The organism is Streptomyces sp. NBC_00029, from assembly GCF_045160505.1.
Lineage (GTDB): Bacteria > Actinomycetota > Actinomycetes > Streptomycetales > Streptomycetaceae > Streptomyces.
On record NZ_CP108292.1, the window covers coordinates 8,583,324 to 8,595,854 of the forward strand.

At 69.3% G+C, this 12,531-nt stretch carries 9 protein-coding genes and 1 pseudogene; 6 read left to right on the forward strand and 4 right to left on the reverse strand.

The genetic code is table 11. From position 1 onward, the window contains the following. Positions 1 to 86 precede the first annotated feature (86 nt). On the forward strand, positions 87 to 1,490 hold the full coding sequence (locus OG753_RS39535; protein ID WP_405792447.1) for an AMP-binding protein: 1,404 nt from the start codon (positions 87 to 89) through the stop codon (positions 1,488 to 1,490). Positions 1,491 to 1,870: 380 nt separating this feature from the next. On the opposite strand, the gene OG753_RS39540 is transcribed toward OG753_RS39535, so the two are convergent. Next, the gene (locus tag OG753_RS39540; protein WP_405792449.1) at positions 1,871 to 2,434 is read right to left on the reverse strand and encodes a ribosome-inactivating family protein; all 564 of its coding nucleotides are present in this window, start codon (positions 2,432 to 2,434) and stop codon (positions 1,871 to 1,873) included. A gap of 645 nt (positions 2,435 to 3,079) precedes the next feature. On the opposite strand from OG753_RS39540, the gene OG753_RS39545 reads away from it, so the two are divergent. Further along, positions 3,080 to 3,583 (forward strand): N-acetyltransferase, encoded by a 504-nt coding sequence (locus OG753_RS39545; RefSeq protein WP_405792451.1) that lies wholly within the window; start codon positions 3,080 to 3,082, stop codon positions 3,581 to 3,583. A 389-nt stretch (positions 3,584 to 3,972) separates the two neighbouring features. On the opposite strand, the gene OG753_RS39550 is transcribed toward OG753_RS39545, so the two are convergent. Next, a complete protein-coding gene (locus OG753_RS39550; RefSeq protein ID WP_405792453.1) occupies positions 3,973 to 4,773 on the reverse strand; it encodes a 4'-phosphopantetheinyl transferase family protein in 801 nt (266 codons plus the stop codon). A 437-nt stretch (positions 4,774 to 5,210) separates the two neighbouring features. Here OG753_RS39550 and OG753_RS39555 point away from each other — a divergent pair, with 437 nt between their 5' ends. Beyond that, positions 5,211 to 5,501, forward strand: a complete 291-nt coding sequence (locus OG753_RS39555) for a hypothetical protein (protein ID WP_405792455.1) — start codon at positions 5,211 to 5,213, stop codon at positions 5,499 to 5,501. A 624-nt stretch (positions 5,502 to 6,125) separates the two neighbouring features. After that, positions 6,126 to 6,692: a CAP domain-containing protein gene (locus tag OG753_RS39560; protein WP_327260193.1), complete on the forward strand. Its 567-nt coding sequence runs from the start codon at positions 6,126 to 6,128 to the stop codon at positions 6,690 to 6,692. A gap of 70 nt (positions 6,693 to 6,762) precedes the next feature. Here the strand turns inward: OG753_RS39560 and OG753_RS39565 are convergent, their stop codons facing one another. Together OG753_RS39565 and OG753_RS39570 are read right to left on the reverse strand one after the other, a co-directional pair. Next, positions 6,763 to 7,098 (reverse strand): hypothetical protein, encoded by a 336-nt coding sequence (locus OG753_RS39565; RefSeq protein ID WP_405792457.1) that lies wholly within the window; start codon positions 7,096 to 7,098, stop codon positions 6,763 to 6,765. A 281-nt stretch (positions 7,099 to 7,379) separates the two neighbouring features. Continuing rightward, positions 7,380 to 8,234 (reverse strand): class I SAM-dependent methyltransferase, encoded by an 855-nt coding sequence (locus OG753_RS39570; RefSeq protein ID WP_405792459.1) that lies wholly within the window; start codon positions 8,232 to 8,234, stop codon positions 7,380 to 7,382. 169 nt (positions 8,235 to 8,403) lie between these two features. Between OG753_RS39570 and OG753_RS39575 the strand changes: the two are divergent. Both OG753_RS39575 and OG753_RS39580 read left to right on the forward strand, forming a co-directional pair. Further along, positions 8,404 to 9,061: pseudogene (locus OG753_RS39575) on the forward strand (IS5 family transposase); the annotation flags it as partial. A 393-nt stretch (positions 9,062 to 9,454) separates the two neighbouring features. Beyond that, a complete protein-coding gene (locus tag OG753_RS39580) occupies positions 9,455 to 11,134 on the forward strand; it encodes a hypothetical protein (RefSeq protein WP_405792461.1) in 1,680 nt (559 codons plus the stop codon). The last annotated feature ends 1,397 nt before the right edge of the window (positions 11,135 to 12,531 follow it).

Consider the following 12,531-nt stretch of genomic DNA (forward strand, 5'->3'; position numbering starts at 1 on the left):
TGGGTAGGGGCCGACTGGCCAGCTGGTGCTGGCGTCGTAGGCTGGCGTGGTCGTCGCTGCCCACTGGTGAATGGAGAGCCGCTGTGATGCTGACCGCCCTCACGGGTGTTTTCGGGGACCGGGCGGATGCTGTCACTGTTGCGGGTCGTACCGCCTCGTACGAGGAACTCCTCGGCGCGGCGGGGGCTGTGGCCGCCGATCTCGCCGGGGTTCCGGTGGGAGCGTTCGCGGTGACGGCGACTGCGTCGCTCGAGACGGTCGCGGCGGTGGTCGGGGGTCTGATCGCGGGCGTGCCGTGCGTCCCGCTGCCTCCGGATGCGGGTCCGTCGGAGCGCGGTCACATTCTGCGCGATTCTGGTGCTCGTCTCCTCGAGGTGGACTTCGCCCGCCGCGCGCCCGCAGTGACGTCGGCGTCGGCTTCGGCGGCCGCATCCGGATCCGCATTCGGATCTGCGTCCGCGTCCGCGTCTGTGGAGGATCCGGCGCTGATTCTGTACACGTCCGGGACGACCGGGGCGCCGAAGGGGGTGGTCCTCAGCGCTGCCGCGATCACTGCCGACCTCGATGCGCTGGCTGCGGCGTGGCAGTGGAGTGCCGAGGACACTCTGGTTCACGGTCTGCCGCTCTTCCATGTACACGGCCTGGTCCTGGGCGTGTTGGGGGCCTTGCGGACCGGGAGCCGCCTGGTGCATACGGGCCGGCCGACGCCGGAGGCGTACGCGGCGGCTGCGGAGGCGGGCGGGAGTCTCTACTTCGGGGTGCCGACGGTGTGGTCTCGTATCGCGGCTGCTCCGCAGGAGGCGGCAGCGTTGTCGCGGGCCCGGTTGCTGGTGTCGGGGAGTGCGGCCCTGCCCGCGCCGGTCTTCCGCGATCTGGAGCGCTTGACGGGACACCGGCCGGTGGAGCGGTACGGGATGACGGAAACCCTGATCACGGTGAGCGGGCGAGCGGGCGGCGAGGTCCACCCGGGCGCGGTCGGTACGCCGCTTGCGGGCATCCGTACGCGCATCGCCGCCGAGCCGGGTGCCGAGATCGGTGAACTGCAGCTGACCGGGCCGACGTTGTTCTCGGGCTACCTGGGCCGGCCGGAGGCCACCGCTGCCGCGTACACGGAGGACGGCTGGTTCCGTACGGGTGACATCGCGTCGGTGGGCGAGGACGGGGTCCACCGGATCGTGGGCCGTGCCTCCACCGACATGATCAAGTCGGGCGGGTACCGGATCGGGGCGGGCGAGATCGAGAACGCGCTCCTGGACCATCCGCGGGTGAGGGAGGCAGCGGTGGTCGGTGTACCGGATGCGGATCTGGGGCAGCGGATCGTCGCCTTCGTCGTCGCCGACGGGGTCACGGGCGCCGAACTCACCGATTTCGTCGCTGCGCACCTGTCGGTGCACAAACGCCCGCGCGAGGTGCGGTTCATCGCGGCGATCCCGCGCAACGCGATGGGCAAGCCCCAGAAGCGACTCCTCCTGGAGGGCAGGGCCGGGTAGCGCACCCTTGGCACGAACTGTGGCGGGGCCGGTGTTGGGCGGGCCGAGGGTGCGGATGAGTCGGTGCGGCTGATGGTGCGCTGACCGAGCCTCAAGGATGCCCGCCTGCGACCACTACACCCGCGCCCCCTGGCCATGCGACGACTTGAGTGACCTGGCTTCGCCCCACACCGGTCACTTTGGCTTCCACGCGGAGGCTTGAAGCAGCGCAGCACACGAAGGGACGGTGGGTGAAACTGCGTGCCTGGACCGATCCTCGCTCCCGGAAAGTGCTTTACGAAACCACTCCTGTCGCAATCTCTTGAATACCGGCTCGCACTCCCTGGGTGCCCCCACGGCTTTGGGTTGATGGTGCGCGGGCTTCAGGTAGCTCCAGCTCACTACAGTCGCCCTCCAGTCATCCAGATGCGTGAGATTGCACCGGCCAGGGCGGGGTATCGGGCGGCCTCGCAGAGCATCTCCGAGAGTACGAGCATTCCATGAGCGGTGTTCCGCGGATCCCGGTTCTGGTGCAGCCAGATGACCGCGTCACTCAAGGGCCGACGCCCGAGCAGGATCCCCGAACGCCGGACGGCGGCGGCCGTCTCCAGGTCGGCGCGGTTTCCGCCGAACGGCAGGGCTTCCGTTCGGTGGAGACCCGGCGGGGCCACAGAGTCCCGCACGTGGCGGGCGTACGCTTCCGGCGGTGCCTGGCCGTTCTCGAAGATGTTCCGGAACCCGGCTATCCGGAGGCTCGTATTGCGTGGGCGGAGCTCGATGTAGAGCTCGATGAACAGACCGCGCAGTTGGACGTGAAGAGGAAGGTAGGGCATCTGGCCCTCCTTGCGCCCGGCTCCGCCGAAGAATCCCTGCGCATCTTGCGCCTTCGACCGGATGGCCGACGTCAGGGATCGGTATTCGTCGGCAGAGGCGAGCGCCGGGGAAAACAGCATTGGCATCAGCATGGCCGGCCTATCAGGGGAGAGATCCGGAACTCGAACATCTCATAACTAATCTGATCGCAATCGCCTGGATCCTGCTGTACACGCGCATGCAAATCACCACCTTCGCCATATTCCGACGACGGATTCGTCACCCTCGTCGGTGCCGGGTTCGGTCCGATGCGCTCCTTTGTAGTCGGCCGGATGACGGCCAAGAGAATTGTTTGCATCTGATGCTAAGAAATCAGCGCGCGATCCTGGAGGCGCGGGTGACTGTCGCAGGCCGCAACGGGGCATGCCGGCCGTCGGGTTGACGGCAGTAGAGCTGCGGCGGGAGGGCGTCATCGTCGCGCCACAGGAGTGAGTTCCTCGACCCCGTAGGCGGCCGGAAGCTCAACCGTCCAGAGGCTGGGATCCATTCCAGGCGGGACAGCTGGATGATCACGCTGGTCTGCATCGGCCATCGTGAGATCGGGCTGTGTCCTGAGAGTCGTCCCGGATGCCTGGGAACCGAGCAGCCGTTGCCGTACCGATCATGGAGTCTGTCGATCGAACGAGAGTCTCGACCGGGTGATCGCGGGCACTGCCCGGCATGAGAGAGCAGAGCCCGGTGGCATACGGGGAAATTCCAGGAGAGCGGACGGCCGCGCGCTGCTACGGTCGGGCGTTATGAGCTGGCTCCCCGACAACTTCGTCCATCCCGTCCTGGTACCGCTGCCGGGCAGTGGTCATCACCTGCGGCCGATCCGGGAGGCGGACACCCCGCTCGACTATCCGGCTGTGATGGGTTCGCGCGAGCGGCTGTGGGCCATCTTCGGCCCAGCCTGGGGCTGGCCCGCGGCCACCATGACCTACGAGGCCGACCAGGCCGACCTGTTGCGGCACGAGAAGGAGATCGCCGCACACCAGTCCTTCAACTACGCGCTGTTCGACGCGGCGGAGACAGCTCTGCTCGGCTGCGTCTACATCGACCCACCGGAGAGGGCCGGTGCGGACGGCGAGATCTCCTGGTGGGTGGTCGACGAGCTGGTGGGCAGCAAGGTCGAACAGGCCCTCGACGAGCTGGTGCCGCAGTGGATCGCCGCCGACTGGCCGTTCGAGCAGCCGCGCTTCCTCGGTCGAGAGATCTCTTGGTCGGACTGGCTCGCCCTGCCGGAACACCCCGACGCGTAAGTAGCTTTTGTCGTAGTGCTCTGCGGACTTGGTGCTCGAACGGCCGTCTCGATTCGGTGGTCGTCGGGTGCTCGGCGCCCGCGAGGAGAGCCTCCTGAACAGCTCGCTGGTGTCGGCCGAGCCTGCCGGCGCCGGGTGGGATGCAGGGCCAGGGCGGGGAGCCGGAAGCGTACTGACACCGGGCGATGCTGGCCGACTTGCCTCCGTGGGGCCGGGTCTATGCGTTCTTCCGCCGCTGACGCGATCGCGGCGTCGCCGTAGCCGCGTTCGATGGCGCTCACCAGGGCGTGCCACGAGTTCACCTTTCAGCGACCGTGTACGCCGTACGCCAGCCGCGCTGGTGCAGCACCTCTCCCGTCTCGGTGTCAGTAGCCACGTACGTGAGGCTCTCAGGTCGAATCCGTCCGGGCGACCGAGGTGTGTCCGAGTCGGAGCTGGTGGGGCTCCGCGGACTGAGCGGCGGTCGTGGGTGAGTGGTGTGGGGTGGTGGGTGGTTGGGTTTGGGCGAGGGCGGCGGTGTAGCCGTGGGGGGCGGGGAGGTCGGTGAGGGTCCAGCCGGGGGTGGGTGGTGGGGTGGGGTGGGTGCTGACGTAGGGGTGGGTGAGGCCTTGGGAGAGTCCGGTGCCGGTGGCTTTAAGGCAGGCTTCTTTGCGGGCCCAGAGGCGGGCGAGTGCGGGGGGTTGTTGGTCGGGTGTGAGGGCTTTGAGTTCGGTGGTTTCGGTGGGGTGGAGGGTGTTGATGATGTCGTTGACGGTTTGGGGGGTGGGGGTTTGTTCGATGTCGATGCCGACGGGGGTGGCGGCGAGGGCGATGTAGGCGAGGTTGCCGCTGTGGGAGAGGGAGAAGTGGAGGTTGGGGTGGGTGAGGGCGGGTCGGCCGTGGGGGCCGCCGCAGGTGGGGCAGGGTTCGCGGGTGAGGGTGATGTGTTGGGGGGGCTGGTTGAGGTATTTGCCGAGGAGGATGCGGAGGGCGAGGTGGGAGGTGGTGTAGCGGTGGCGGTCGTCGGGTTGTAGGAAGCGGGCGGCTTTGGTGCGTTCTTCGGTGTCCAGGATGGTGTGTGCGTCGTGGATGTGGTGGCCGCCGATGGTGTGGGCGGTGGTGTCGAGGGACCAGACGATGGCTTGTGTGCCGGTGGGTGCGGGTCCGGTGTGGGGTGTTTCGGGTCCGAGCTGGTTGATGTGGGTGATCATCCGACCGAGGGTAGACCAGGTGGTCGGGTGGAGGGGCTGTGGTGTCGGTGTGGGTGTCCGGCGGCTGCCTGTTGCGGTGTTGCCGGTTTTTCCCGGCGGTTGAGGCATCCGGTTCGGGTGCTGCCTGCCGGTGTTCCTGTCCCGGTGTCTGGATGCTTGCGTGTCCTGCCCTGCGGTGCCCGTGTTCCGTGTGGCTGGACGCTGTGCTGTTCCTGCCGGTGTCCGGCGGCGGGCCCGCCGTGGCGTGAGCCGTTCGGTGTTCCCCGGTACGTGTGCGGATCCCGGACGGCTCGCCGGCGGGCACTACGACCGCGGCCCGCTGATCGACCCGGTGCCGGGGTCGGAGGCACGGCGCCGGCCGTCCGCCGAGCGGCCCACCAGGATGGTCCCGGAGGTCTGTTGCGGGCCGGCCGGTTCTTGACACGTAGGATGCCGGGGTGGAAATCAGACTGTCTGACGCACTGGACGAACTGGTTGAGCTGCAGGAAGCATCCGAGGAAGCGCACGCCGGGTTGATGCGCCTTCAGGAGGAACTCGGCGACGCGGCTCAGTGGACCGACGAACAGAACGTGACCTGGCGGGACGCGTGGGAGGACGCACGTGAGCCCTGGTGGCTGCTGGATACGGCCTTGGAGCACTACGCGGACACGCTCGGTCTGGAGCGCGACGACCTGGAGGCCGAGGTGCAGAAGGCTGCAGGACAGGTCCCGCTGCCGGACGGGGGCTGACGGGCCGCAGGCGGTCGAGGCCTGATGCGCGTCCGCCCCGCAGGCAGCCTCCGCGAGGGATCGGCGACACCTCGGCCGGGGAGGGCGGCATGCCCGCTCTCCAAGGCCGGTTCACGCGTTGCCGTGGCGGACCATGCCGCCCGACAGATGTGACGCGGCGGTGCCACGCAGGCCGCCTGACCGTCCAGGGGCCGACGTCAGGCGCAGATCTCCCGTTCCTGGCCGGAGCTCCGGGTAGCGAGCGGCTTGCGGCGCCACCACCCGTGCGCATAGTCGGCAACCCGTTGCCTGCGCCGCAACCAGGGGTCCGGTTCCCCGGTGACGTCCTGGATCGGTCACGCCTCAAAGCGATAGTCCGGTGAATCCCGCAGGGACGACGGTTCCGCCGCGGCCCCTCGGACATGTCGGAGAGCGCGCCTGTACGTCTGCCCGGGGCCTGGATGGCGGGTCGGCTCGTCGGCTGGCAACCTGGGAAGAGAAGCCGTAGCGGCGGGCCGTGCCACGTGCCGCCGCCACTGGCGCGACGTGGCGCCTCCACTGTTGGAAACCACTGTTCGTGTTCCCGGGAGGTGGACCTCCTTGAGCAGGCACGCTTCGTTCATCCGAACCGCACGAGGTCTCGCTGTGGCCGGAGTCCTGTCGGCCGCAGTGGTCCCAGTATCGGCAGCGCCGGCGACAGCCGTCACGTGCGACGCGGCGGCCGCTGCCCGAGCCCCGAACAGCAGCAACGACAGCGCCGTACGGAACGCGCTGGTATGCCTCATCAACAACCAGCGCACGCTGAGGGGCCTGCCAGCCCTCACCACGAACCAGGCGCTGACAACTGCGGCGCAGCAGCACTCCGCCGCCGCCGTGCAGTTGAAGTGGTGGGGTCCGGGCAAGGATTCGCACCGCAACCCACAGACCGGCTCGACACCACAGAGCCGGATCAAAGCCGCGGGCTACTGCCCGAACCCCAGGTCATGGGCCGTCGCCGAGATCACTTACACCGGCTGGGGCGGCTCGGGGACCGCGAATGCTGCGGTCAACTGGTGGATGAACGTGAGCACGTGGGGCCACCGCCAGATCATCCTCGACCCGGCTATGCGAGAGATCGGCGCCTGGGCCCAGCCGGGTTCGGCTGACCGGGCCGGGGCCGGCGCGAGCCAGGCCGGAACGTACGTCGTGACCTTCGGGCGCTGCCAGCAGTGAACCGGTGGGGTCTATGGCCGCGGTGCGTACTGCACGGCCTTCTGCAACCCCCTCCTCCGGGTCTGTCCGGCTACTTCTGCTTCGCGGCACACAGGGCCGTGTCCGCTGTGTTCTCGACGCGCCTCGTGGTCGCCACGTCCGTCGGAACGGCGGTCACCGTGACGTTCGCCGCCGCGCGACCGTCGTCGGTGACCGCGCCGCGGATCCCGTACCCCATGATGGCGCCGTCGTGGCCCCCGTAGGGGCCGCCGCACGACAGCGGCCCGCTCATGATCCCCAGTCCGTACCCGGCACCGGTGTTCCCGAGGGGGACGGTGGTGCGCATCTCGGCGAGCTGCGCGTCCTTCGGCAGGCCGGCCAGGAGCGCAGTGCAGAACCAGTTGAGGCCGGAGTTGGTGGAGATCATCTGTCCCGCCGCCCAGCTGGCGGGGACGGGTCGATGTCCGTGGCATCGCGCCACGGCTCACCCGTCGATTCCTTGTGGTGGCGCGGGGGACGGCCCTCCCGGACTGCCGTGTCGGCGGGGGTCGGGAAGTAGGTGTGGCGCAGTCCGACGGCCCGGACCACTCCGGGAGGGCGCGGTGCCCTGCCGAGGCGGTGTCCCAGATGTGGCGGCCCGGCGGCGGAGGTGCGTAAGGCTGGCTGATCTCACTGAACTCTGACCGGGCTGGACGCTGGGGCCGTATGTCAGCGCGCGGTGACTGAATACGCGGCGAGCGCGCGGTTGCCGCGCGGCTTGGCAATGGCCCGGAGAACGTCGGCCTGACTCAGGACGAGCTGTCGCACCGGCTCGGGCAGCGCGGCCAGACGCCCGTCGTTTCCCACCAGGTCGAGGCAAGCTGCGATTTCCCAGTCGCCGTCCTGAAGTTCTTCAGTATTGACCGGCTCGCTGCCGTCGGCCGTCCAGCCGGCTTCAGACAGGAGCCGCAGCAGGCCCTCACGGGAGAAAGGCGTGCGGACGTTGCCCTGGCCATGCGATCCCGCGGCTTCGGTCTGCCCCTGGATCAGCACGGCAAGCAGATGCGCCAACTGGTCGTCGGAGGCAGGCGTGAGGTCCCACTCGGTGAACCACAGCCGCCGCGCCCACGGCCGTACCCGGGCCAGCGTGTCGCGCAGTTGCCCGAGCGATGTGAAGTACCAGGAGCAATGGGCGAGCACCACATGGTCGAAGGTGCTTTCGGGGAAGTCGACCGACGGGTCGAGGACGTCGGTGCCGAAGCGGAAGTCGATGCGCGGCCCGAGTGGGCCCGCCGCGAGCCGGGCTGCTGATTCTCCGAGCGTGACCGGCGCCCCGTAGGAGGGTGCGGCCACGTCAACGGCCACCACGCGCCCTTCGGGCCCGACCGCCTCTGCAAGTACGGCGGTCATGTCGCCCTGGCCGCAGCCCAACTCGAGGACGGTTGAGCCGGGTGCGATGTGCCAGCTCGCCACGAGCGCGGCGCGGTGGCGAGTCTGGGCCAGCTGGGTGTCCGGGCTGTGATCGGCGGCGGCCATGCCGGCCGCGAGCGAGGGGGCCTTGGCGAGGAGATCGGAGTGATTCACAAAGTCCTTGCTGATACTCGACGGGTCAGTGCGGCCGAGGGTATGAGACGCACGGGCAGCGGCGCCTCTGAATTCCTGCACCTCACCGGCACGACGGCGGCCCACCCTGTGGGCCGGGAGTGACCTTGTTGTCTGCCGTCGTGCTGCCGCCAGGGCGTGCTTAACCCAGCAGTCCCTGCCGCCCTGCTCCGGGATTTTGAAGTCGACGGCTTACGCTTACCGCCGGTTCCTGATCTGGTCGAGGGCCGGAGTGTGGGGCCGGCTGCACGAGGAGATCCTGCTCCGGCTCGACGACGCCGGTCTGCTCGATCTTTCACGCGCGGTCCTCGACTCCGCCCACATGAGGGCCAAAAAGGAGGGGCGATCTCAGAGGTCCGCGCCCCGTGGACCTGGGTGATCCGGGATCCAAGATGCACGTCCTGCCGGACGCGAACGGACTGCCTCTCGTTGTCGGCGTCTCGGCCGCCAACACCCACGATAGCCAAGCGCTGAAGCCCATGGTGCTCGGTCACCAGACGAGACACGACCCCCAACGCGGCCGCCACTTCAAGCCCCGACGCCTCCATGCCGACAAGGCCTACGACATTCCTGAACTGCGGAAATGGCTCCATGGCAAGCGGATCGGCGTCCGTATCGCCCGCAAGAGCACCGAGTCCTCCGAATGGCTCGGGCGCCGCAGGTGGGTCATCGAACAGACCATGTCCTGGCTGACCGGTTACCGTCGACTCAAACACCGCTGCGCATGCCACCCCCGCAATTACCTGGCCCGCCTCGGCCTCGCCTCAGCCCTCTGCTGCTACGAGGAACTCGTCCGCCTCACCACGTAGGACGCGGTCCAAGTTCCCAGGTCCTGTGGCTTCTGGATTTCTGCGTGGACGGTTCTCGGGGGTTGCGTCCCTGTGCTCCCCGGTCTCTGACCAGGTTTTCCCTGCCCCGAAGCTCGGTTCAATTTTGCGCGCTCTCCTGATGATCGCGAGGTTGTGAAGCGGTCGCAGTTTAGGGCGTGGTTTGTCCGGCGGGAATGGTTAACGACAGGAGGCCGGCCCCGGCCGCAGTTGTGGTGGCCCACCGGCAGCAGACCGCTCGGGTCAGGGGAATGGACGTGGCCGGTGAGCGCCGGCTCAACGGTGCGGGGTGGTGCGGACGACAGGCCGGGCAGGGTGGTGTGGTGGGGGTGGTGGTGTTGGTGGTGGTGGGTGTGGGGTGAGTACGGTCTGTTCATGGATTTCATTGGGCCGGGGTGCCGGCGGGGGCATGTTCTGCTGGTGGCGGGGGATGTTGCTGTGCGTCGTCGGGTGGTGGAGTTGGATCCGGGGGTGAATCTGGGCGCGTTGGCGATGGTGCCGGCGGGTGTGTTGCTGGGGAGTGATGTTCCGGCTGACATGGTGGCTCTGGACGGGGTGCGGGATCCGAATACGGTGTTGACGCGGTTGCGTTCGGCTGCTGCGGCTCCGGGTCCGTTGCTGGTGTATTTGTCGGGTCGGTTGACGGCTGACCGGCGTGGGCGGTGTCTGTATTTCGCGTTGGCGGGGACGGTTTCGTCTGCGGTGCGGTACACGGCTGTGCCGTGGGAGTGGCTGGGCGGGGTGCTGGCGGGTCGGCCGGCTGGTTCGACGACGGTGTGGGTGGATCTTGTGGCGGACCGGGAGGCGTGGCCGCTGCTGGGGGAGTACGGCGGTCTGCCGCCGGTGGCGTCGGGTGTCGACGTGTACGGGGTGGTGTGCCCGCCGGGTTCGGTGGCGGGGGGTGGTGGGGTGAGTGGGTATACCCGGCAGTGGATCGATCAGTTGCGTCGTGCTCCGGTGAGGCCGGCAGATGTGCAGGTGCATGTCCTTGCGGTGGGGGCTGCGGGACTTCCGTCGGGAGCGCTGGTCGTGCCGACCGCCCGCGAGCTGGGCATGCGCCCCGCACCCGGGCAGCAGCACCCGTACGGGCAGCCGCCACACCGGCCGGCGCAGCAGCCGCTGAACGGGCAGCAGCAGGAGGCGCTGCCGCAGCAGCGTTCGCCGCACGAACCCCAAGCACGGGCGCAGCGGTTGCCGCAGGACCCTCAACCGCTGCCGCTGATGCGGCTGTCGCAGGAATCCCAACCGCTGTGGCAGCAGCATCCGCAATCGCTGTTGCAGCCTTCGCCGGTGCAGGAACAGCAGCAGCGACAGCCGTTGGCGGAGGAGCGGCAGTCGGTGCAGCGGCCCCATGAGCCGCTGCACGAACAGCTTGAGCCGGATCGGGATCGGGGTGGGTCGGACGGGCCTGGCATGGATCAGGTTGGGCTGGATCGGTTGGACTCGGACGGGCTTGGCCCAGACCGTCTTGGGCCGGACGGGTTTGCGCCGGACGGGTTTGGGTCGGGCCGGTTGGGGGTGGGGCGGCTGGTGTTGGACAGCCGGCCTGGTCAGGGAGGGCCGGAACGGGGGGAGTTGGCTGTTCCTGGTGGGGGTTGGTTGCCGGGGGGTGGTGGGGATCCGCGGCCTTACATTCACTGGCTGGCGTCGGGGGGACGTCATGGTGAGGCGGCTTCTTTGGCGCGGGTGTGGGAGGAGTACGCGGGGGGCTTGTACGGGGGGTCGTCTGTGGAGGCGGTTCAGTGGACGGAGATCCGTGCTGATCTGGCGCGGATGGCAGGTGACTTTCTTGTCGCGACGGGTTTGTGGGCGGGGGCCTGCCGGGTCCGGGTGGAGTGCCAGGGGGTGGCTGCGCCGGAGGTGTATGCGGCGGCTGCGGGTGCTCTGTACTGCTGGACGCAGGTGAGGGAGCGGGCTGCGGTGGTGGAGTCGGGGCCGGGGCTGGTTGCTCTGCTGCGTGTGCTGCCCGGTATGGACCAGGGTCATCTGCGGTCGGCGCAGGCACGTCTGGATGCGCTGGGTGTGGACGGTCTGTCCCGCGCGGTTCGCGGCTGAGCCGGCCGGGGGAGGGGACAGGCCCGCGAGCCGCGAGCCGCGAGCCGCGAGCCGCGAACCGGGAATCGGGTGCCGGGCCGGGGGGGTGTGGGCAGGGTTGTTCGGTGTGGTGTGTGTGTCTTGGCCGGCATGCCGGGAAGCATGCTGGTCGGGAGGCAGCGAGTTCTGCCTCCTCATGCTGGCTGGCTTTGAGTACCGGCTCCGGCTCCGGTTCTGCTCCCATGCCTGGCTCGCTTTGAGTACCGGTTCCGGCTGGTTCCGGGGTGGCGGGGAAGACCGTGTGGCGTCGGTGTATGGCGCTGGTGACGGGTATGCCGTCCCCCGTAGTGCCGGCGCGCGTCACTGGACGGCAGAAGGCCCTCGAGCCGGCCGTGGTCGTCGGGTGCTCGTGTGGCCCCCCGGGCGCCTGCGGCCGGGCTGTGTGCTGGCGTTGGGCCCCCCGGTCGCAGGTCGGGTGCCCCGTTGCTGGGGGGAGCCATCGGGTAGGTGTGGGGTCACTCCCGATCAGGGGGTGGGGCGTTTTCGACGAGCCTCATCAATGCAGGGGTTTGAGGAACTGTGGTCGGGGCGCGGGTGATGCTGTGGGCCGCAGTTGGTCGACGAAGCCGCGCGAGTGGGCCGGCGGGCCGGTGGGGGAGCGGGCAGCGGGGAAGGGGCACCGGCCCGGTGGCCGGTCACTGGGGTGGTGGGTTTCGGTGTGCTGCGCGCGTCAGTGAGGGGGCTGGGGGTTTTGGTTCTGGCTGAGGTGGCGCGGGGGTCTGGGGTTGCGGGCTCCGGTTGCGGGTCAGGGGCGGGGCGGATGGTGGGGCCGGGAGCCGGGGTGGAGGGGCTGCCGGTTCGGTTGCCGGGTGGGGATGGCTGGTGGCGGGGGTGGTGCCGGGTTGGCCGGTGTGTTCGATCGTGGGTGAGGGGTGGCCGGCCCGTTTCCTGGGCGGGGCCGGCCCCCCCCTGGGACGCGTCACCTGGTGGGTGGTGTCGTCGACGGTGATGTGACGTGGCCCTTTTCCTGGCCAGTGCCGTGCCCCGCATCCTTCCGGCTGTGTGATCGTGCACGGCCGTGGGTGGTGGTGCGTCTGCCCGTGGGCGAGCCGGGCAGGGGTCGTTCCTGCCCGTAGTGGTTGCGGCGGGGTTTGTGGCGGGCCGGGGTGTCCGGCCGTACGGGTTCAGGGGCTGCCGCCGGGGCGGCGCCTCCGTGCCCGGCGGGTTGGGTGTGGGCCTGCTGCGTTCCGCCGGGGTGTTCTTCCCCAGGGGTGCGTCCGGGAGCCCCGCCCGGGGCGGGTATCTCCGCGCCCTGGTGGTTGTGTGTCGGCCTGTCGTTGCCTGCCGCGGGATGTTTTCCTTCCCGGGCGGTGCGCCTGGGCGGCTTGCCCGGGGTGGGTGCGGGCGGGAACGGCGGG